Annotated in this window: 26 protein-coding genes; 5 read left to right on the top strand and 21 right to left on the bottom strand. The window is 35.6% G+C overall.

Translation table 11 applies throughout. The annotated features are described in order from the left end of the window. Positions 1-200 precede the first annotated feature (200 nt). Positions 201-1,178, top strand: coding sequence for an IS110 family RNA-guided transposase (locus H5J24_RS07410; RefSeq protein WP_232816002.1), 978 nt, complete (start codon positions 201-203; stop codon positions 1,176-1,178). Positions 1,179-1,476: 298 nt separating this feature from the next. On the opposite strand, the gene H5J24_RS07405 is transcribed toward H5J24_RS07410, so the two are convergent. From H5J24_RS07405 to tpx, 21 genes are all read right to left on the bottom strand, one after another. Further along, positions 1,477-3,483 carry a S9 family peptidase gene (locus H5J24_RS07405; protein ID WP_068943724.1) on the bottom strand — a complete coding sequence of 669 codons (2,007 nt, stop codon included), beginning with the start codon at positions 3,481-3,483 and terminating at the stop codon, positions 1,477-1,479. Positions 3,484-3,646: 163 nt separating this feature from the next. After that, positions 3,647-3,913, bottom strand: coding sequence for a DoxX family protein (locus tag H5J24_RS07400; RefSeq protein WP_232816175.1), 267 nt, complete (start codon positions 3,911-3,913; stop codon positions 3,647-3,649). A gap of 16 nt (positions 3,914-3,929) precedes the next feature. Then, complete coding sequence (locus H5J24_RS07395) at positions 3,930-4,106, bottom strand: hypothetical protein (protein WP_232816174.1); 177 nt, start codon at positions 4,104-4,106, stop codon at positions 3,930-3,932. Positions 4,107-4,213: 107 nt separating this feature from the next. Next, positions 4,214-4,672 (bottom strand): SRPBCC family protein, encoded by a 459-nt coding sequence (locus H5J24_RS07390; protein WP_068943726.1) that lies wholly within the window; start codon positions 4,670-4,672, stop codon positions 4,214-4,216. A gap of 45 nt (positions 4,673-4,717) precedes the next feature. Beyond that, positions 4,718-5,146 (bottom strand): SRPBCC family protein, encoded by a 429-nt coding sequence (locus H5J24_RS07385; RefSeq protein WP_068943727.1) that lies wholly within the window; start codon positions 5,144-5,146, stop codon positions 4,718-4,720. A 79-nt stretch (positions 5,147-5,225) separates the two neighbouring features. Next, a complete protein-coding gene (locus H5J24_RS07380) occupies positions 5,226-6,059 on the bottom strand; it encodes an SDR family oxidoreductase (protein ID WP_068943728.1) in 834 nt (277 codons plus the stop codon). Between the two features lie 48 nt (positions 6,060-6,107). Beyond that, on the bottom strand, positions 6,108-6,974 hold the full coding sequence (locus tag H5J24_RS07375; protein ID WP_068943729.1) for a VOC family protein: 867 nt from the start codon (positions 6,972-6,974) through the stop codon (positions 6,108-6,110). A gap of 261 nt (positions 6,975-7,235) precedes the next feature. Further along, positions 7,236-7,493, bottom strand: a complete 258-nt coding sequence (locus H5J24_RS07370) for a helix-hairpin-helix domain-containing protein (RefSeq protein WP_068943730.1) — start codon at positions 7,491-7,493, stop codon at positions 7,236-7,238. 17 nt (positions 7,494-7,510) lie between these two features. Beyond that, on the bottom strand, positions 7,511-7,924 hold the full coding sequence (locus tag H5J24_RS07365) for an SRPBCC family protein (RefSeq protein ID WP_068943731.1): 414 nt from the start codon (positions 7,922-7,924) through the stop codon (positions 7,511-7,513). A 79-nt stretch (positions 7,925-8,003) separates the two neighbouring features. After that, positions 8,004-8,435 carry a VOC family protein gene (locus H5J24_RS07360; RefSeq protein WP_068943732.1) on the bottom strand — a complete coding sequence of 144 codons (432 nt, stop codon included), beginning with the start codon at positions 8,433-8,435 and terminating at the stop codon, positions 8,004-8,006. Positions 8,436-8,548: 113 nt separating this feature from the next. Beyond that, on the bottom strand, positions 8,549-9,328 hold the full coding sequence (locus H5J24_RS07355; RefSeq protein ID WP_228407646.1) for an alpha/beta fold hydrolase: 780 nt from the start codon (positions 9,326-9,328) through the stop codon (positions 8,549-8,551). Further along, complete coding sequence (locus H5J24_RS07350) at positions 9,328-9,852, bottom strand: hypothetical protein (protein ID WP_068943734.1); 525 nt, start codon at positions 9,850-9,852, stop codon at positions 9,328-9,330. The genes H5J24_RS07355 and H5J24_RS07350 overlap by 1 nt, the downstream gene beginning before the upstream one ends. A 208-nt stretch (positions 9,853-10,060) precedes the next feature. After that, positions 10,061-10,522 (bottom strand): hypothetical protein, encoded by a 462-nt coding sequence (locus tag H5J24_RS07345; protein ID WP_068943735.1) that lies wholly within the window; start codon positions 10,520-10,522, stop codon positions 10,061-10,063. Positions 10,523-10,549: 27 nt separating this feature from the next. Continuing rightward, positions 10,550-10,960, bottom strand: a complete 411-nt coding sequence (locus H5J24_RS07340; RefSeq protein ID WP_068943736.1) for a VOC family protein — start codon at positions 10,958-10,960, stop codon at positions 10,550-10,552. Between the two features lie 77 nt (positions 10,961-11,037). Next, the gene (locus H5J24_RS07335) at positions 11,038-11,628 is read right to left on the bottom strand and encodes a Crp/Fnr family transcriptional regulator (protein ID WP_068943737.1); all 591 of its coding nucleotides are present in this window, start codon (positions 11,626-11,628) and stop codon (positions 11,038-11,040) included. 295 nt (positions 11,629-11,923) lie between these two features. Then, positions 11,924-13,135, bottom strand: a complete 1,212-nt coding sequence (locus H5J24_RS07330; RefSeq protein ID WP_068943738.1) for a DUF763 domain-containing protein — start codon at positions 13,133-13,135, stop codon at positions 11,924-11,926. Between the two features lie 177 nt (positions 13,136-13,312). Continuing rightward, positions 13,313-13,717, bottom strand: coding sequence for a glyoxalase superfamily protein (locus H5J24_RS07325; protein ID WP_068943739.1), 405 nt, complete (start codon positions 13,715-13,717; stop codon positions 13,313-13,315). 130 nt (positions 13,718-13,847) lie between these two features. Beyond that, positions 13,848-14,195, bottom strand: coding sequence for a VOC family protein (locus tag H5J24_RS07320; RefSeq protein ID WP_068943740.1), 348 nt, complete (start codon positions 14,193-14,195; stop codon positions 13,848-13,850). An 84-nt stretch (positions 14,196-14,279) separates the two neighbouring features. After that, a complete protein-coding gene (locus H5J24_RS07315) occupies positions 14,280-14,969 on the bottom strand; it encodes an alpha/beta hydrolase (RefSeq protein WP_068943741.1) in 690 nt (229 codons plus the stop codon). Positions 14,970-15,036: 67 nt separating this feature from the next. Next, positions 15,037-15,612, bottom strand: coding sequence for a Crp/Fnr family transcriptional regulator (locus H5J24_RS07310; RefSeq protein ID WP_068943742.1), 576 nt, complete (start codon positions 15,610-15,612; stop codon positions 15,037-15,039). A gap of 75 nt (positions 15,613-15,687) precedes the next feature. Continuing rightward, positions 15,688-16,191 carry a thiol peroxidase gene (tpx, locus tag H5J24_RS07305; protein ID WP_068943743.1) on the bottom strand — a complete coding sequence of 168 codons (504 nt, stop codon included), beginning with the start codon at positions 16,189-16,191 and terminating at the stop codon, positions 15,688-15,690. Positions 16,192-16,517: 326 nt separating this feature from the next. On the opposite strand from tpx, the gene H5J24_RS07300 reads away from it, so the two are divergent. The 4 genes from H5J24_RS07300 (at position 16,518) to H5J24_RS07285 (ending at position 21,708) form a co-directional block, all read left to right on the top strand. Beyond that, positions 16,518-18,734: an NADP-dependent isocitrate dehydrogenase gene (locus H5J24_RS07300; protein WP_068943744.1), complete on the top strand. Its 2,217-nt coding sequence runs from the start codon at positions 16,518-16,520 to the stop codon at positions 18,732-18,734. Between the two features lie 119 nt (positions 18,735-18,853). Continuing rightward, positions 18,854-19,348 (top strand): DUF6265 family protein, encoded by a 495-nt coding sequence (locus H5J24_RS07295; RefSeq protein ID WP_068943745.1) that lies wholly within the window; start codon positions 18,854-18,856, stop codon positions 19,346-19,348. 192 nt (positions 19,349-19,540) lie between these two features. Then, positions 19,541-20,059: a TonB-dependent receptor plug domain-containing protein gene (locus H5J24_RS07290; protein ID WP_232816173.1), complete on the top strand. Its 519-nt coding sequence runs from the start codon at positions 19,541-19,543 to the stop codon at positions 20,057-20,059. Then, a complete protein-coding gene (locus H5J24_RS07285; RefSeq protein WP_232816172.1) occupies positions 20,056-21,708 on the top strand; it encodes a TonB-dependent receptor in 1,653 nt (550 codons plus the stop codon). Before H5J24_RS07290 ends, H5J24_RS07285 begins: the two co-directional genes overlap by 4 nt. Positions 21,709-21,967: the final 259 nt, after the last annotated feature.

Here is a 21,967-nt window from a genome sequence, read left to right as displayed (position 1 = left end):
CCATAAAGTGAATAAGAATGAGAGTTGAATAAAAATCCAATAGTTCAAAGAAACATATTCGGCGCAAGAAACGACCTCATTCTTTTTTATCTTTTAGAGTCAGAGCAGAATGTAAGGAATTAAAAACCTCATTTAATATCCAGAATATCCAATCAGGAGAAAAGACGAAGGAAGATATCTCACTTAAAAAGTAATAAAAGATGAAAGTATTAAAACAAGTAGCCGGTATAGATGTGTCTCAAAAAGAATTAGTAGTTACTTTAGGTTGTCTATATGAAGATCAAACTATAAAATTTCTAGCTTATAAGGTATTTAAAAACACAGATGTTGGAATCCCATTATTGATTAATTGGATTGAAAAACAAAGTGTTGAAGATCAGGAAATTCACTATGTTATGGAAGCCACAGGGGTTTATCATCAGAAGTTCGCTTATTATCTTGCTGAGAATAATAAAAAGGTCTATATCGTTTTGCCCAATAAAATAAGTAGCTACCTAAGAACTCTTGATATAAAAACGATAACTGATAAAAGTTGTTCTCAGGCTATTACTCAGTTCGGTCTTGAAAGAAAATTAAATCATTGGAAAAAACCTGATCAGACTTATAATGAGCTGCAACAGCTTACCAGAGAGCGCGATCAAATTGTTCAGGAGCGGAATGTGATAAAAAATCAGCTTCATGCAGAAACTATTCAAGCTTCTCCTCATTTAAAAAGTATAGAAAGAATGCAAGCTCGTATGAATTTGCTCAATGCTCAAGAAAAAGCAATAAAGAAAGATATCGATACTATTATCAATACTAATCCTGTGATAAAACAATTGATAGAACGACTTACAACAATACCGGGAGTTGGTGTTTTAACTGCGGTTACTGTTTTGGGAGAGACCAATGGCTTTGAACTGATTAGAAACAAGTCTCAATTATCAAGTTATGCAGGGTTAGATGTTAGAGAAAAACAATCTGGAACGTCGGTAAAAGGTAAATCACGGATATCAAAAAAAGGAAATAGAATGTTAAGGAAATGTTTGTTTTTGCCGGCTTTAACAATTGTGAAGTGGGATGATAACTTCAAAGAAGTTTATATAAGACTCACTTCAAAACATGGAATAAAAATGAAGGCTTTAGTAGCAATCCAAAGAAAAATATTAGAATTGATCTATATTCTTTTTAAAAAATGAAACCGTTTATGACGGTAAATATAAATCAAAAAATAGCGTGAAAACTGAGATAGTATAGCACGCTACAGAGTCTAGCTCTAGGCCGACTTAAAAAACAAATTTACAAAAAAATATAAATATTATTTGCAGATTAACACAGAATCTTGCGCTATAAAACACAAAGTCTATCAATAATCTTGCGTCTTTGCGATTTCCAACCTCTACATTTAAATTTCATAGAGAATAAATTCGCTCGCAATGAAAAAAAGAAACGGAAGACATCACATCCTCCGTTTCCAAAATTATAAAAATTGCCGGTTTATTTTTTATTGAAATTCTCAGCAAAGAATCCCAGCATTGCTTTATACAGTTCAATTCTATTAGGCTCTTTTCCAAACCCATGTCCTTCATCATATTTTACCATGTAAGGAACTTCGAAACCTTTGGCACGCATTGCTTTTACAATCTGATCAGACTCATTGATATTTACTCTTGGATCATTCGCTCCCTGTACTACAAATAAGGGTTTCTTGATTTTATCAATCTGAAATACGGGTGATACTTCTTTGGCAATTTTAGCTTCTTCCGGATTATCCAGGTCATACCAGATCTGTTTTACCATTTCTTTATAAGGCTTCCAGTATTCCGGGAAAGAAGCAAAGAAGGTGAAAATGTTAGAGACTCCTACGTAATCTACCCCACACGCATATAGATCTGGTGTTTTGATTAATCCCATTAAAGTAGCATATCCTCCATGGCTTCCCCCATAAATTGCAATTTTATCTTTGTCTATCCAACCTTGACTGATCGCATATTTCACTCCATCTTCCACATCATCCATGGCCTTCCTTCCGATCTGCTTATATCCTGCTTTCTGGAACTCTTTTCCATATCCTCCTGAAATTCTGAAATTCACTTGAAGAGTTGCATACCCTCTGCTTGCAAACAATTGAGCTTCAGGATTGAATCCCCAATGATCTCTCACTCCCTGAGGACCACCATGAGGATTTACAATCAAAGGGACCTTTTTACCTTCCAAAGCTGCTTTAGGTAATGTAATATATCCACGAATGGTTAATCCATCCCTGCTTTTGAATTCTATAGGTCTCATTTCAGCCATATCTTCCTCTTTCAGCTGTGGCATAAGATTATAAAGAAGTTTTGTCTGTTTGGTTTTGGTATCATACTCGTAATAAGTTCCGTATAATTTGTCACTTCCTACTACGACCAAGAGCTTATCATCATTATCATCAGAAGAAACAACACTAAATTCTTTATCTCCAAACTGTGCTTTTAATTTCTCATCAACTTCTTTATAAAATTTACTTACTGGGACTGTTTCTCCTTTCAAACCTTCATAGCTGATGTAATCCAGTTCGTAGTTTCTGTTCTTGCCAGCCAGGCTTATCGAACTTACATCAAATACGGGATTAGCATATACTTCTTTAATGACTGCATTTTTTTTCAGATCATATAAAACAATTCTTGTCTTATCGCTATCCAGATTGGTCACTACATAAGCCTCATCTTTATTCTTAGAATTATCGTTAAACTCAATAATACTGAAAGTATCTGACCAGTCCGCAGATTTCAAAAGGTTGAATTTTCCTGTCTGCAAATCTTTGTAATAAGTTTTAGTGGTCAATCCGTTTTCAAGAACATTATAGCCTCTTAAATTACCTTCTTTATCAAAAAGATAACCGTCGATAGGACTATTGACATCTTTATTTTCATAAAGTTGTGTCATTTCTCCTGTTACAAAATTGATTTTATAAGGTTCAAAGATCTGCTTATTGTTTTTATTCATTGTCACTACAACAAAATCAGTATCTTTTATGGGAATAATCTCACCTAGGGTAATTCCGTCAAATGGAGTTAAATCTTTAAGATTAGTTCCATCCACATTCGCGGCATACAAGTGGATATTCTCATTTCCTCCCTTATCCTGAGTATAGAATAAACGGCTCTTATTTAGCCAGCCATACGCTTTTATCAGATCATCCTTTTCAACAATGGCTTTGGTAATTTTCCCTGTATTCAGTTCTTTAACATAGACATGATTTTTACGGTCCTTATCTTTTTCCTTATAAGAAAGATATTTCCCGTCAGGAGAAATTTTAAATACAGAAGCTTTTGGCCTTGCAAAATAATCTTCCACTTTGTATGTAAAGTTTCCTTTGTCGTAGGAAACCAGTTTTTCAAGATTGGCTTTAGTAGATGGAAGGGTGGGATCTCCCGGAAGTTTATTTGCTGTATTTTGAGCATTGATCATAATAGCAGAAAGTACGATATAAGCTGTACCGAAAATTTTGGAATTTAGATTCATAACTTACGTTTTAAAATTAAAAACAGAGTCCCCAATATTTTAATCAATAAAAAATCAGATTCTTTATTAATAAGACAACTCAAAACTCAAAACGTTACAATATTTAACATTTATTTTGATCGTTTTAAATAAAAAAACAGCCCCGAAAGGCTGCTTATATGTATTAATGTAAATATATTCCGAAATACCAGGTCCATGCAATTAAAATAATCTGCATGGGAATTCTTTGGGTATAAAGGTATTGCATTCCCGGGCCGGTATAATCTGCTTTAAAAATATTAATCTTCTTTTGAGATGAATGAACATTGGCTACAAAAACCAATACATAAAAAACAATCAGTAAAATGGCAGTCATTTCACGGATAGCAGGAATCATCAGCCCTATTCCGGCAGCAATTTCCAGAAAGCCTGTACCATATACCCAAAACATTTTAGCAGGGATAAAATCAGGAGATCATCATGGCCATTCCTTTTTGAAATTTAAAATGGGAGAAACCTGTAAATATGATAAAGACCGCCATTCCAAGATTTCCAGAAAATAAAAGATCCGGCTTTCCCTGAAATAGCATAGTTCCCAGCAGAGCCAATATAAATGTACCGAAGAGAATAACTAATAGCTTCATAGTTTTGTTGAATAGTTAGACAATAAATAATAAGAAGAAATACACAATGGGATGTTAAAGACTTTATAAGATTTTATTTGAACCCGAATCCAAATCATTCTTTCCTTCTACACTTCACTCCGGTTAACTCCTTCGGCCAGACTTTTTACAACCATCAGACCTTTCGTAAATCCGGTATCCATATGATCCCGCCATTCACTGTCTACCTGGACTTCAGTATGAAGCTTGGTTCTTCCATCAAAATCAGTCAGGAAGTATTTTTCAAAACAGCCACTCCATTCCATGACTTCTTTGCTTTGTGTATCTTCTACTCCATTTTCAGTCATCCCCAAGTGTTTAAAAACGATTTGATGAGGCTCATCCAGGCTGTCTATGGTAGAAACCATTCCATCTCCTTTTTCATTAAGAAAATAGGTTTTCCCGCCAACCTGCCAATCGGATTTCATGACAGAAGATCCGGCCCCAAAGTATTGTGTCCATTGACCGTAGGTTTCAGGTCCCCAGAGAATATCCCATACTTTTTGTAAGGGAGCCTCTATTATTGTTTCGTAAGATAAGGTTTCCATATTTTAGATTTTTGTGATTGGTTATCTCTCTAAATGGGTATTTCTTTACAGCTGATTTTCCGAAAGGTGTTTAACAATATTCATTGCTTTTGGAAATTTTTCTTCAAAAAAAGATTTAAATTCAGCTGGAGTATTAATTACTGTTCTCAATAAAGTTCCTTCATCATTTTCTTCAAGGAAGTAAGCCTCTGTTGCATCGCCCCATTCCTGGGCTACTTCAATCCCTTCATAAATCTCCCCTAAATGCAGAAATTTTATTTCCTGATTGGGAATCACTTTTATAACCCTGCTGTACATCCCATTGTTTTTGGGGTCCAGGAATTTAACAATACTATTTTCTTCTAACACGCCTTCATAAAAAGAGCCTTCTGTAAAAGCAGTAGTCCATTGTCTGTAAGTAATTTCACTCCAAAGGACGCTCCATACTTTTTCAGGTTCTGCATTGATTTCTATTTCATATGATAATTGTTCCATATTTTTTTATTTATTAAGTGGTATGTTTGAGTTTTTCAGAGAACTTAAGAATATAAAAGGAGAGGCTATGTGATCATTTTTAGCCTCCGACAAAATCTCCACCATTGATATGAATTACTTCCCCTGTGATATAACTGGCATCTTTAGAGGCGAGAAAAACATAAGCGGGAGCTACTTCTGATGGCTGCCCTGCACGTTTTAACGGAGTATCCTTTCCAAAGGTTGAAAGATCATCAAATGCTTCTTTTACAAGTGGCGTCCATATAGGTCCGGGCGCTACTCCATTGACCAGAATTTCTTTTTTAGCAAGATTATCTGCCAATGAACGGATAAAGGATAAGATGGCTCCTTTAGTAGCTACATAATCAATTAAATGATCGCTTCCCCGATACGCCGTAACCGAAGTTGTACAAATAATACGGCCTCCTTTTTTCATCAGCGGAAGAAAATTTCGGGTAAAAGAAATCATAGAAATGATATTGGTATCAAAGGTTTCTTTAATCTGCTCATCTGAAATTTTTTCCAGACTATTTTTAGAAGTATGAATTCCTGCATTATTAACCAGAATATCAATACTCTTCCAAGCTTCTCTAATCTTATCTGTACATTTATCTCTAAATGTTTTCCGGGTAAGATCACCTTTAATCAAAAGGCATTTCCGACCTTCTTTTACTACCAATCGTTTGGTTTCTTTAGCATCATTGTCACTTTCCTTATAAATAATAGCAACATCTGCACCTTCCCTGGCAAAATGAACGGCTACTGCCTGCCCTATTCCACTGTCTCCTCCGGAAATAACAGCTTTCTTGTTCCATAACTTCTTGCTTCCCTGATAATCATTCCGGATAATTTCCGGAAACAGTCCTTCTTTAGGGACTTTTGATTTAGATTGTGATTTGTTCTGTGTTTTCATAAGCAAACCTTTTATCTAGATAACATCAAACAGCAAGCCGAAATATATTTATGAATTATAAGCGTCTTCCAAATCCTGTATAATAATTTTCTGCATTTTCATCATCGCCTGTACCACTTTATAAGCTTTTTCCTGATTAGGATCATTCATCAGCTGAATCAATTTTTTAGGAACAATTTGCCAGCTCAAACCATATTTATCTTTTAGCCAGCCACACATACTTTCTCTTCCGCCGTTTGCTGTAAGTGCGTTCCAGTATGTGTCGGTTTGCTGTTGGTCATCCGTCATTATTACAATAGAAATTCCTTCATTGAAATCAAACTGATGATCATACGAATTATCCATACAGTATAAAGTATAATTTCCAATGGTCATTTGAGCATGCTGCACATTTTCAGCCGGCTCCTGTATACTATGCCCTTCTCCTCCTTGTCCGTAAGTTAGAATCCCCTCTATCTTTGAATCAGGGAAGGTCTGGGTGTACAGTTCCATAGCCTCTTTAGCTTTACCATTATTTTCATGAATAAACATCAAAGTAGGAACGATCTTTTGCCCACCTGCTTTTTCTCCAAAAAACAACTGCCAGGTTACTCCATATTTATCTTGTACCCATCCGTATTTTGTACTCCAAGAATAGGAATCAAGTTCCATTAAAGCTATCCCGCCCTCTATCAATTGGTCCCAGTATTTCTGAACTTCATCTTCTGTTTCACAAAGTACTGTAAAAGAAATGGAAGGATTCTTTTTAAATTGTGGCCCGCCGTTAAGCAACATTAGTCGTTGACCAAACAGATCAATGTTCATGACAACCGGAGTGTCTGCAGTTATCTCTCCTCCAAAAACTTTACAGTAAAATTCGGCAGATTGTTTAGCCTCTCCGTCATACCACAGACATGGGAAAATATCGTTATTCATAAGTTTATATTTTAAAGTTGAGTTCTATGCTGTTTATTTGTCTGACAAGTTTGAAAGTTCTGCATCATTTATTATGCAGAGATTCTTCATTATGCCCTGCTTCATTCAGAATGACAAAGTATTATTATAATTGTTTTTATATTAACAAATTAAAATGTGCTAAAGACAAACATAAAGCAAAAGAAATATAATGTCCCTGCATTCAAAGAAAATTATTTTCATCTAATTGCAACGACACGATAAAAATCAAGTCTTTTACATTTATGTTTCTTTAAAACACATTTGATGCTCCTTCATATGATCTTTCAGCTTCATCATTGTATTTTTTCCGAAACCATGCAGCTGTAGAATTTCTTTTTCAGAATAATCTGACAGCTTTTCCAAAGAATCTATCTTCTCCTTTTTCAAGGCTCTTCTTGCGGGTACAGCAATAACTCCCAGAAGAAAATCATCTTCCGGATCATAGCTCATCGCATAAATGGAATTCAAACTCTTTGACATGATAACTAAATTGATCATGGCTACAAAAAATATTTTTAATGATTCTCAACATACTTATGGAAATTATTGAGAATAGCGTACCAGCCATCTCGCTGCATTTCCACAGAATTTTGTTTCTCAGGATCAAAAATCTCAATAACCTTTGTGGTATTCTCATCGATCTTATCAAAAATAACCTCTACCTTACGCCCATCTTCCATGTGATATTTTATAAGTGCGTGGGGAGTAACTTCATCATATACCCCTTCAAAATCGAATGCAAAGCTTTTATCTTTTGCTTCCATTTTGTTTTTAAATCTGCCTCCTACTTTCAGGTCATTTTCAGAACTTGGACAATGCCAGCTTTCATGGGCAAAATTCCATTTGGTAATGTGTTTGGGTTCGTTGAAGTAATTCCAAACTTTTTCTACTGGGGCTAAAATGGTAATGTCTATTTTAATTGGATCCATAGTTCTATTTTTTTTGATGTTTACACAAAAGAGCTGCCCGAAGACGGGCATCTCTTTTTATAATTAGTTAAATATAAGATTATTTCCCGTATTCTTCATTATAATTTACCATCCAGTGAACACCATATTTATCCTGAAAACTTCCAAAATAGTCGCCCCAAAACTGATCTTCAATGGGCATTTCTACATTCCCGTCTTCAGAAAGACCTTTGAAAAGTCTGTCTGCTTCTTCTCTTGATTCCGGAAAAATAGAAACGTAATTATTATTCCCTACATTTAATTTCTGTCCAAAGCTTGGAACAATATCAGATGCCATTAAAAGATCACCTCCGATTGGCAATGCAATATGCATCACTCTGTTTTTTTCTTCTTCAGAAAGATTTTCGGTACCGGGAGCATTTCCCATTTTATGAATCTCACCTACGAATTCTCCTCCAAAAACTGATTTGTAAAAATTGAATGCTTCTTCAGCTTTTCCATCGAAATTTAAGTACGGATTTAATTTTGCCATGATTTTTAAGTTTAAAATGTTATGTATTATTTTATTTAATCACAAATGACACTCATGTTTTAACAAATGACATCATATCCTGATGTGAAAAAATTTGAATGCAATCTGTGACTTTATTTGTTTAAAAAATTTTCTACTTCTTTAGTTGTAAAGTTGACTAGATTTTCATTGAAACTGCCATCAAAGTCAGCCATCATATAAGTTCCATGTCCTACAGGAAGGATCATCAGCTGTGAATGTTCTACCAGCCGCCACATAGCTACGGTATGCTCAGGCTTCATCACATCTTGGTCTCCACTAATAAACAAAGTAGGTGATTCGATAGACCTCAACACCTCATCATCCCAGTCAATAAAAGTCTGCATTCTTTTACTATCTTTTTCAAATAGGTTTTCCAGCTTGGAAAAATCCGGATTGAGATCCAAAAAATTGATTTTGAAAGGCTCAGGCATTGAGTCAAAGGTAGCCTCTTCCATCATTTCAAAAAAACCATCCATCATTCCGTTTCTTTTATAAAACGCTGAAGCAACGACCAGTTTTTCTACAATTTTGGGATGACGATATCCAATCTGCATTACGGTATTCCCTCCATTGCTGAAGCCAAAAAATGAAGCTTTATGAATGTTCAGTTCTGCTAAAAGTGCAGCTACATCATCAGCATCCTGCTCAAATGTTTCAGGAATATCACGATGCTCACTTCTCCCATGATTCTGGAGATCTATTCCAATAAGTTGAAACTTGTTTTCCAGCCTTGCAATGACCTCTTTGAAGTCATATAAAATAGAAGACCCGCCTCCATGAATCAAAACCAGAGGTTTTCCGGAACCGTAGATTTCATAATACAACTGAATTCCGTTAACTCGTTTATATCCTTTTTCTACCGGACTCATCATTAATAGGTAAGATTTTCATCTACATCATACTTCATTCCCGGATAGTCTAAAATTCTTCGCATCAAACCAATTTGCCCACTGAGATAGTCTTCACGGCCAATGCACATTCCTGCAAAATTGAGTTTAGTTTCTTTAATGAAAGGAATATTCATCCCTATTTCGAAGATTTCATCCAATTCTTCGTCTGTTACTTCAAACAATTTCTGATATACCTTTGGAGAAATATCATGGAAGCTTTTCTTCAAATTGGCTAATGTTGGATAGGTATAACTTTCATCCAATGTTTTTCCCTGAAAAAACAGGTCATTATTAGGGTCCTGATCCTGAAGACCTAATACCATTCCCAACCCATATCGCATATTCACGAAGTTTCCTGCCATCCAAACAATATGATTGGTTTTGTTTTCAATTCTTTTGAGTGCATCTTCTTCCGAAATGCCATCCAAAACATTCACAAAGCTTTGGGTGTGCATTCTATAAGCCGGAATAATGAGCTCCATTTTTTTTGATTTTGGTGTGTTCATTATTTTATTTTTTTGATATTAAACGGTTGGCAAGCGCAAAGGGCGCAAAATTAATTGATAAACGTTGTGCTTTAAGGCGCTAAGATTTTATCTTCGATAAAATTTCTGATGATTATCTTGATATTTAATACTCTTGTTTTTTATCTCGCAGATCTTACGGATTACGCAGATTTTTAAGGTTAATCCGGATCTTTGTACTATTGATTTCTTATTTTATTCCTCCGGATTTTCCTAAGAGTCTACGAATATAACCCAGCTGCCCCGAGTGATAGTTCTCATGAAAACAGAGTGTTCCAATATCATTAATATTTTCAGGATTGAATTTCTCTAGGGTATTTAATTTCGCCTCCAGTTTTTCCTGAGATTTTTGCAGATAGGATTTTAATTCTTCAAAATCTATAAATTCATCTTTCTTTTCTAAAGCCGCCACTCCTCTTTTGTACGCTGAAAACGGATCTCCATTCCATACAGATTCTTCTCCCAGAATATTTAATAATGCATTTCTTACATCAATCAGGTGCCCTAATATCCAATTCATACAATTTGCTTCTTCGTCAGGAAAAATCATTGATTCCTCATGGGTAATTCCCTCAATATTAATAAGAATTACTTTATAGGTCACTCCTACCTGGTGCTTTACCAATTCTATCTCATTTGATTTTGTTTCCATCTCTCATGTGATAATTTGATTAATAAACTATTCGGAAGGGATTTGAGAGGCATCCGCATACATCACTTCCCACTGATGGCCGTTTAAATCCGCAAAAGCACTTTGATACATCCAACCGTGGTCCATAGACTCGCTGTATTTTGAACCTCCGTTTTCAATGGCTGTTTTTACCATCTGATCTACTTCTTCTCTACTTTCTACCCCAATGGCAAGAAGTACCTGAGTAGTATCTCCTTTGGAAGTAGGTCTGTTGGTAAAGGTTTGGAAAAATTCTTCTTTCAGAAACATCGTGTAAATATGATCTTCTTTCATCACTACACACACTGCTTTATCATCCGAAAACTGTTCGTTAATGGAAAAACCGAGTGTTGTCCAGAATGCTCTGGTTTTTTGTACGTCTTTTACGGGTAAATTGACATAGATCTGATTGATTTTCATTTTGTATAAATTTGGTGTTAAACTTTAAACCAAAATTACCAAGGTGTAATGAAAATCTACTTGTCATAAGGCAAGATTTAAATCTTCTTGGGATGCGAGACCAATTCTTTACGAATTCTGCTCAGTGAAGTATCTGTTACACCCAGATAAGATGCAATCTGCTTCAATGGAGCAAACTGTACGACCTTAGGCTTCTGTTCCAGCAAATTCAGATATCTTCTTGTTGCTGAAAGGGTAAACATTTCTACAGAACGCTGTTTATAATCGAAAAGCTCTTTAGACATCCAGGCTCTTCCCCATTCTCTGAGGTTTGGAATTTTGTGGAATAACTCCTGAAAGGTATCATAATCCAGCTTCCAGCATTCACAGTCTGTGATACAAATAATATTTTCCTGCGTTGGAATTCTTTGAAACATGGATAAAACCTCAATAATAACCTCATTCTCTACAAAAAAATGGGTGGTTACTTCATTTCCGTTAAAATCATTGACAAATGAACGGGCTAGTCCGCTATCCAGAATATAATACTCATTGGCCATTTTTCCTTCCTCAAGAATAAAATCTCCTTTCTGGAAGGATGTTTTTTCATGAGCCTGAAATATTTCATCAAGTTCTTCCCGAAAAAAAAACGGAAAATCATAGCATATTTCGAGGGATTTGTGAGTCATTTGGTCAATTTTTTTTAAGACTTTAAAAATAAAATTTTTAATTGAATTAAAGGTAATTATTGTTAAACAAAATGTTCTAATTGTGATTTAATATCACATATTTTATTGAATTTAAGATAAATCAGCAGTATTTTATTATTAAACAGAAGTTTAAATACTGGAGAAAACCACCCCGTCAAATCTTCGATCTGACATCCCTCCACTGGAGTGGAATGGTTATACCCATATTATCGTTTTTATAGGGAAAGTTAAGATTTGAAATAGAATTTCTCAGTAATTGGACTTGCTCTTTTTTTTAAAATAAAGAAAGCTGAATGGCTTTAGGAGGACTAGGTTTCTGGGCATCACCCATCACCGTTTTCCCACCAAAACGCCATGAGTTCTGACGTTCTTCTTCAATGACTTCCTGGATATCAAAATCCGGAGTGAAATCTTTTTCAGCTTTGGTTACAATCTGATGAAGCTTATTTAAGGTATTCAGTTTATCTGAATTTCCAAGTTTGGATTTTTCTATTCCTTTTCTGAGGATAGTGATACTTTCATCATATACATTGATTGGAACCGGGAATGGATGTCCGTCTTTTCCTCCATGCGCAAAGGAAAACCTTGCAGGGTCACTAAATCTTGAAGGAGCTCCATGAATGACCTCGCTTACCAGCGCCAACGATTGCATAGTCCTTGGTCCCACTCCTTCCAGCATCAGTAAATCTTCAAAATTCTGCGGCTGTTGTTCACGGGTGATATACAAAAGTGCTCCCAGACGCTTAAGATCTACATCAGAAGCCTGTACATCATGATGAGCCGGGAGAATGAGCCTTGAAAAATCTTTCATGACGTCTATAGAATCCGTATGGGAAATATCCAGAATTCCCTTTCTGTTTTCAGCGGCTTCGGAATCTGTAAGGTTTAAAATACGTCCTCTTGAAATCCCATTGATTCCCGTATGAGGTTCTTCTACAAATGAAGTTATATTTTCAGAATGCCAATGATAACGTCTTGCAGTACCGTCAGACTCATGCATTCCCTGTTGAATGACGCTCCAATTTCCGTTATCTGATAGGATAAAGTTATGCAGATACAACTGATACCCATCCTGAATAGCCGTATTATCAACCTTTGCTGAAAGTTTACTGGCTCTTACCAGCTCGTGTCCGTTTAGACCTGTTTTTTCAGCAATCTGAATGAGTTCTGACGGAGTCTCTCTGGAAAACTTTCCTTTTCCACCACAAATATAAAGCCCCAATGATTGGGAATTAGGATTAATAGAACGCTTCAAAGCGCCCATTACTGAAGTGGTTATTCCTGAAGAATGCCAATCCATCCCCATCACGGCTCCAAAACTTTGGAACCAAAACGGGTCTGCTAATCTGCGAAGTACTTCATCTTTACCATAATCCGTCAGGATCGCTTCAACAATAGATAGGCCCAGAATAGACATACGTTCATACAGCCATGGCGGTACTTTGCCATAGTGAAGGGGTAAATCTGCTGTTCCTGAACGTTTCATTTTTTATTTTGTAGAACAAAGTTAGTTTTAATATTCGAAATGGATGATGATCACAATCAACCTTATTTTCCGAATGGATATTAGGATTACTTATATTTCAGACCATTAAAAAACTTATTGGGTTTTTAAAAGGTAAATACCAGGACAGAATTAAAAAGATTGAGTAGAGATTATTTCTTATTCTATTGAGTGAAATTTTAAATCTCCATGCTTTTTCTCATCGTATTTTTCATTGAAAATAATTTTATTTCCAAAAGGATCATTTACAGTAAAAGAAACAGCATCATAGAAAGTTTTTTCGAGTCCAGGGCGGTTGTATTTATAGTTTTTATCAATAAGTTCCTTATGATATTCTGCAACGCCTTCTCCCCAAATAAAAATACTGCTTCCAGGGCTTGCATCTCCATGATGCTCCGTCAGATGAATAATAATATTTTCTTTTTTCACCTCTATATAAGCAGGCATATTTTCTTCAAAACGGTGTTCCCAGGCAATTTCAAAGCCTAGCCAATCAACATAAAATTCAAGAGCTTTCTGGTAATCAAAGATTCTGAGTACTGGGATAATTTGGTCTGCTTTCATAATAAATCAGGGATATATAGATTTCTGAAATTGGAACGGTTAATTTTTAGGTTTTAGCTAAAACCAGATGATAATTTCTATTTTTACGCAAGCGGACTGAAGTCCGCTCCTATTGAATTACACAGCATTTTTATTGATGGGATAAGATATTAATTACTTTTCCGAATGGATCTTTTACAAAAAAGCGGCGCACTCCCCAATCTTCATTTGTAATATCATAAACAATTTTAAAACCTGCTTTTTTCATTTTATCATAAATTTCCTCAATGTTATCAACTTCTATTGACAAATCAGGAACTTCTGTTTCATTCCCTCCCTGTTGGGCAAAGCTGATCTGAACAGTCGCTTTCTCATCAGTACCGAGTGTTTTAATCCAGCCATGATCCATCAAAATATCAAGTTCTAAAATATCCTGATAAAAGAGGTTTCCTTTTGCAAGATCCTCTGTTTTTATATTAGCTACAATTCTTTTTACCATGTTTGATCTTTATTCATAAAAAAGCTCTGTGAAAATACTTAAAATTCCCCAGAGCCTTTTCAGTTTTTATTGTTAATTTATATTTTAAAGAGAAGATGCGGCTTCCAAAATCAGTTGTGTAACTTCTTTTGGATGTGAAGCCAATGAAGCATGCCCGGCATCCAATGTGATTATTTTTTTAGGCTGCATACGTTCCGCCATTTCTTTTTCTGTTTCCGCCGGAATCATACGGTCATCGGATGAAATCTGGTACCAGCTTGGTTTTGTTTTCCATGCCGGTTCTCCTGCAACATCTCCGAAACACTGCCCATGAATAGGTTTTTGAGACAATGCCATTACCAACGCTTTTTCATCATCCAGATCCTGACTGAATGCGGATTTAAATTCATCATATTTGATCCATAAAAACCCTTTATTATCTGGATAAATGCTTGCTCCACCCGGAGATTCTCTTCTTCCTAAAAGAGAGCCCAAACTATCACCTGCATCTGGTGCAAAGGCAGCAATATAAACCAATCCAGCTACTTTATCATGGTTTCCGGCTCCTGAAATAACCGCTCCACCATAAGAATGCCCTACTAACAGAACTTTCCCTTCCTGGGCATCAATAAGATCTTTTGTTTTATCAATATCGTCCTGCAAAGAAGTAAGAGGATTCTGAACGCTTCTTACTTTATACCCTGCTTTTACCAGGGAAGGAATAATGTACTGCCAGTGAGATCCATCTCCCCAAGCTCCGTGTACCAAAATAATGGTTAAATCTTTCTGTTCCATAATGATAAGTATTAAATTTTAATAATGTAAAGCTACACCCTAAAATATCACAGGACGTTAACTTAAGTTAATTTACGATCCTACTCCGGATTCTGCTTAATGATTGTTCTGTAACGCCCAGATAACTCGCAATATGTTTCTGTGCTATTTTCTGGAAAAGAAGAGGTTGTTTTTTTAAAAGGTTCAGATACCTGTTTTCCGGAGATAGGCATATCAAATCATCAATCCTTTTTTTGGCATCCAAGTAAATTTTCTCACTCATCACCCGCCCAAATTTCTGCCAATAGGCTTCTTTCTGATATAATGCCTGCAAATGCTCCTTACTCAACAATAAGATCTCACAATTTTCCAATGCCTGAATGTTCATATTGGATACAGTATCACAAAGTATGCTTTCGTAATCGGTAAAGAACTCATTTTCAAAATAGAATCCAAAGTTAATCTCTCTACCCTGATCATTGATATAAAAGCATCTTATTGTTCCTTTCTTGATAAATCCCAGGTATTTGCATTTGTCACCCTGCTTCAGAAAGAAATCTGATTTTAAAAGCTGGGTATCTTTAAGGAGGGCATAAAACTCATCAAAATGCTCCTGATCTACCTGAAAAAGTTCTCCATATTTTTCATAATGATCTGACATCATATTATTGTGTATTTTAGATTCAAAAAAAGCCTTGCAAAATCAATTTCACAAGGCTTTCTATAAAGATTATTTCTACTAATTGTTTAATGCTGCAAGCGCTGCATCATAGTTAGGTTCGTCAGCAATTTCTGAAACCTGCTCAGTGTAAACCACTTTATTGTTTTCGTCTGTAACAATTACCGCACGGCTTAGAAGGCCTTTTAATGGAGAATCTGTAATCGTTACTTCATAATCATCACCAAAGCTGCTTCTGAAGTCTGAAAGGGTCTCAACATTGTTCAATCCTTCTGCTGCACAGAATCTTCCTAATGCAAACGGAAGATCTTTAGAAACGTTGATTACCACTGTATTTTCAAGTTTTGAAGCTTCTTCATTAAATTTTCTGCTGGAAGCAGCACAAGTTGGCGTATCAATACTTGGGAAGATATTGAATACTTTTTTCTTTCCTTCAAAAGTTTCAAGAGTCTTTACTGCTAATCCTGAATCTACCAATGCAAAATCTTTAACAGTAGTTCCTACAGCTGGTAATGTTCCTATTGTGTGTACTTCGTTTCCTTTCAAAGTGATTGTCGTTGACATAATATTTATTTTTTTAGTTTTTCAAATTTAATCAAAAAGAAAATTTCTATGTGAAATATAAGGTTAAATTAATCTTAAAGTGAAAATAAAAATACTGTAATCTGGCCATCAGTTTTTTAAGTGATTTCCAATATCACTTCAGGTCTTAAAAACTTTAAAGTTGAGTTTAATATCAATTTTCACGGAACCGGAGAATACACAATTGTTCAGATATAAAAAATCAAAAGAACTTTTTTGCTTCTTTTTTATTTAAAAATTCCCTAAAAAAAACAATCATATTTAGTAAATTTGTGGGACTTTAATTTCAAATAATAAATAACAGTATAATGTCAGAAAAATCAAAAATTTACTACACATTAACGGATGAAGCACCAATGCTGGCTACCCACTCGTTTTTACCGATTGTAAAAGCTTTCACTAAATCAGCAGATATCGAGATCGCTGTTCCGGATATTTCCCTGGCAGGCAGAATTTTAGCTAACTTCCCTGAATTTTTAAAGGATGACCAGAAAATTGGTGATGCTTTAGCTGAATTAGGAGAATTGGCTACTCAACCGGATGCTAACATCATCAAATTACCCAATATTTCTGCTTCTGTTCCTCAGTTGGATGCAGCTATTGCTGAATTACAAGGAAAAGGGTTCGCAGTACCAAACTACCCTGCTGAGCCTAAGAATGATGAGGAAAAAGCAATTAAAGCTAAATATGCTAAGGTTTTAGGAAGTGCTGTAAACCCGGTATTAAGAGAAGGAAACTCTGACAGACGTGCTCCAAAAGCTGTTAAAAACTATGCAAAAGCTAATCCTCACAGAATGGGTGACTGGGCTTCTGACAGCAAAACAGACGTAGCTCACATGAACAATGGAGATTTCTACGGAACAGAAAATTCTACAACGTTAGAAAACGCTACAAAATACAGAATCGTATTCAAAGGAAATGAAGGAGAAACAGTATTGAAAGATTTCGCAGGTCTTCAGGCTGGTGAAGTAATTGATTCTTCTGTAATGAACCTTAATGCATTGAAAGCTTTCGTTCAGGAGGCTATTGAAGAGGCTAAGAAAAGAAATGTGCTTCTTTCTGCTCACCTTAAGGCTACGATGATGAAAATTTCTGACCCCATTATTTTCGGGGCTATCGTAGAAACTTTCTTCAAAGACGTATTCACTAAATATGCTGAGACTTTCAAGTCTTTAGATATCAATCCAAATAATGGTCTTGCTGATCTTTTCGAAAAAATCAAAGGAAATGCTCAGGAAGCGGACATCAAAGCTGACATTGAAAAAGCTTTAGCTGAAGGACCAAGAGTGGCTATGGTAAATTCTGACAAAGGAATTACTAACTTCCACGTTCCTTCTGACATTATTGTTGATGCCTCTATGGCTGCTCTTGTAAGAGGCGGAGGTAAAATGTGGAACAAAGACGGAAACGAAGAAGATACAGTTTGTATCATCCCTGACCGTTCTTATGCTGGTTTCTATCAGTCTGTAATTGATGATATGAAAGCGCACGGAAAACTAGACCCAACAACAATGGGATCTGTTCCAAACGTTGGATTAATGGCTCAAAAAGCTGAAGAATATGGTTCTCACGATAAAACGTTCCAATTATCTTCTGAAGGAACTGTAGAAGTTCAGGATGAGGCTGGAAATGTTCTTCTTTCTCAGAAAGTTGAAAATGGTGATATCTTCAGAATGTGTCAGACTAAAGATGCTCCAATCCAGGACTGGGTAAAATTAGCGGTAAACAGAGCTAGACTTTCTGATACACCGGCTATTTTCTGGTTAGATAAAGGAAGAGCTCACGACAGAGAGATCATCAAAAAAGTAGAAAAATATCTTGCAGATCACGATACGACAGGTCTTGACATCAGAATTCTTGATGTAAAAGATGCAATGACTGAAACGCTTAAGAGAGCTAGAGAAGGAAAAGATACTATTTCTGTTTCAGGAAACGTATTGAGAGATTACTTAACTGACCTTTTCCCAATCCTTGAGCTTGGTACTTCTGCTAAAATGCTTTCTATCGTTCCATTGATGAATGGTGGTGGTTTATTTGAAACAGGTGCCGGAGGTTCTGCTCCAAAACACATTGAGCAGTTCCTTGAAGAAGGATACTTAAGATGGGATTCTCTAGGTGAGTTCTTAGCACTACAGGCTTCTTTAGAGCACTTAGCGCAAACTCAAGGGAATACAAAATCTCAGGTGTTAGCAGATGCATTGGATGAAGCTAACGCTAAATTCTTAGCTACAGATAAATCTCCTGCCAGAAAAGTAGGTCAGATCGATAACAGAGGTTCTCACTTCTATTTAGCAATGTATTGGGCTGAAGCTTTAGCTAACCAGACTGCTGATGCTGAATTAGCAGCTAAGTTTGCTCCGGTTGCTGATGCAATGAAAGAAAATGAAGAAGTAATCAACGCTGAATTAATTGGTGCTCAAGGTAAACCTCAAAATATTGAAGGGTACTACAAAACAGATACGTATAAAACATATGCTGCAATGAGACCAAGCACTGTTTTAAATGAAATTATTGACGCAATCTAATTTGTAAAGATTCAGTTAATCATACAAAAACCTCGCAAATTGCGAGGTTTTTGATTTTATCAACATAACACCCTCTGTTTGTGATTTTTTCTATATTTACCAAAATAAAACTAATTATTATGAAAAACTCACTCTTTCTTTTATTAACGGCCCTATTTATTGTATCCTGTAAACAAAATACAAACAAGGACCAAAGTGGAACTAAAGAAATCACACCAGAAAAAGAAACTCCTGTCAATTTTGATTGGTTAACCGGAAAATGGAAAAGATCAAATGAAAAAGCAGGAAAAGAAACTTTTGAAAACTGGAACAAAATAAGCCCAACAGAATATTCGGGAATTGGATTTACCCTACAAAAAGGAGACACCATCAGCAAGGAAACAATGAAGCTTGTTAATAGCAGCGGACAATGGAATCTACTCGTTAAAACCCCAGCAGAAAAACAATTCGTTAAATTCAAAATGACTGAATTAAAAAATAATGAATTTATATGCATCAATGATTCTTTGGATTTTCCGAAACGAATTCAATATTCATCAGAAGGCAAAAAATTAAAAGCTATGATTTCTAATGAAAAAATGAAGATTCCTTTTGAATTTGAAAAAGCTGAATAATATCAACAAAAGCTCCCTTTTAAAGAGGGCTTTTTTATTGAATACAACGTAAACCAATAGGCAATTTTAAATAAAATCCATCAACATACAGCCTATATATTATCAATACCCTCTCTAAATATCAAAAATAAAACAACATTCATTTTATTTTCTCCATTTTTTCAATATGTTTGTAAAAAACAGACTGTCTTAATGAAAAAAATCTACATTCTTGCTTTTTCTTTATCAACCATCGCTTTTGCTAATGCTCAGGAAAATGAAAATCATATTGATGAAGTAAACATCCATGCCAGATCAAAAGTGATCAAAGAAAGAGAAGAGTTTAAAAAACATGCACAATCTACAGAACTGATCTCCGAATATGAAATCAATCGAAATAATCCAGCGTTTATAGAACAAAGCCTTAATACCATGGCCGGGGTTCAGGTAGAAAAAAGAACCCAGCTGGGAGGTCAGAGAATTGTTATACGAGGATATGGAAATGATCAGAAATTCAACAATTGGGGGATCAAAATGTATCTTAACAACATTCCGCTCACCGGAGCTGATGGGGTTACCGTTCTGGATGATGTCAATTTTGGATTGGTAAACCGTATAGAAGTAATCAAAGGACCTGCAGCCACGTTATATGGTGGCGGTTCGGGAGGAGCAGTAAGGCTCTATATGCAGCCTGAAAGCAAAAAGGGAATTCTGTTTCGGAACAGTTTATGACCGGATCTTTCGGATTATTTCAAAGCTCAACTTCTGCAACAAGTGTAGGAGATACTCATTCCATTACTGCCAATTATGGGCATATTGGAAGTGACGGATACCGCCCTCACGGAAAAAGCATTAAAAACTTTTACAATATCAATGGGGAGTTTAAACTTAATTCCAATCAGAAAATAACCTTATTAGCGACTCATAGCAATTCACTTGAACAGGTTTCCGGCCAGATTTCCTATGATGATTACTATAATGGAATTGATAATGGTAATTTTGCCTACATCAGACGTGGAGCGAAAACAAAATTTGTTACTTCAAGGGTTGGAATTGGCCATTTATGGAAAATAACGCCTAATTTTAAGAATAACACTACTATTTTCTACACCGGTACAACAGGTGAAAGAATTGCTGCCGGAGCGAATGAGACGTCTTCTTTTTCCAATTATGGGCTCAGATCTGTATTTGAATTCAATAAGGAGTGGGAGCATTTCAGAAGCCAGACGGAATTTGGTGTTGAAATTCAGCAATCTCAATCTACCATTACCAATTATCGCTATAAAAGTGTAAAAATTACAGAGGAACCTGTCCTGAGACCCTTGTATGATGGTTCCTACTTCAATAATACCAACAATCAATCTAATTATTTTGCAGTTGAGAAAATCACATATAAACCTTGGGATTTAATGTTCCTTGCAGGAGTGAGTATCAACCAGCTTAATTATAAAAGGAAGGATCTCCTGGCACTTCCAGGCTTGTTTGTTGTGAATGGTAAGGATCTTTACAATAAAGATTTGTCGTTTGACAAGAAGTTCAGTGCAGTGGCAAGTCCTCATTTTGCTTTACAGAAAACCTGGAACAACCAGATCTTCAACCTTAGTTATAGTGAAGGCTATAACGCTCCTACTTCTGTTACAGCCTTTATTACCGGGCTAAATGTAACTAATGATAATCTTGTTGCAGAAAGAGCAAAAATGTGGGATTTCAGTATCCAGGGACTGATAGATGATACTTCTATTGATTATCAGTTCTCCTTATTCAGCATTAATATTAAAGATAAGCTTACTCAGTTAGGCGGAAGAATGTCTAATCCGGAACAGACACCTTATACCTACTGGGCAAACACAGGAGAACAGAAAAACAAAGGCCTGGAAATGAGCATAGGCTATTCTTATCAACCTAAAAACCTGTTTATTTCCAGAATTCAGCCTTTTGTAAGCTATACCTATAATGATTTTAAATACTCTACTTATTTTAAAGAAAACGGGGATAAAGCCAATGTGGTGGGGGTTCCTAAAACTAAGGTATCTATAGGATTAGATTTTGATACTCAAATCGGATTATATTGGCAGAATACTTATAATTATATGGGCAGTGTTTATACTGATTTCACCAATACCAATAAAGTAAAGAGCTTTGGACTTTTAAATTCCAAAATTGGATATAAACATAGCTTTAATCAATGGGATCTGGATGTATTTGTAGCCGGAAACAACCTAACCAGCCAGATCAATTATACCTTCCTTTTCTACGGAAACAGTATTAATGATTCTGATAAAGATAACCAGTATAATAATGCAGCTATTTATACGGATGTGAATCCGGGATCGAGTAAGGCTTATTTTTTTACAGGATTTAATTTGAAATATAATTTCTAGAAGCTCTTCAACAAACTAAGAATGGTATTTTGAAAATTTGGACAATTTATATTTAGGCTTCGGCTAAAGCCAGATGAATATTGATTTATAGTGAGAGCGGGCTAAAGCCCGCTCTTATTGAATAACCACCCCGTCAGATTAAAAATCTGGTCCCCCTCCAGAGCAGTGGAATATCACCGCATTTTTACTAATGAAGACGAATAAACATTAGATTTTGTCTTTATACTTTATTCATTTTAGTGGATATTTTCCTATTCTC

The sequence above is a fragment of the Chryseobacterium capnotolerans genome, from assembly GCF_021278965.1.
Classification (GTDB): Bacteria; Bacteroidota; Bacteroidia; order Flavobacteriales; family Weeksellaceae; genus Chryseobacterium; species Chryseobacterium capnotolerans.
This window is presented reverse-complemented; position numbering and strand designations above follow the sequence as displayed.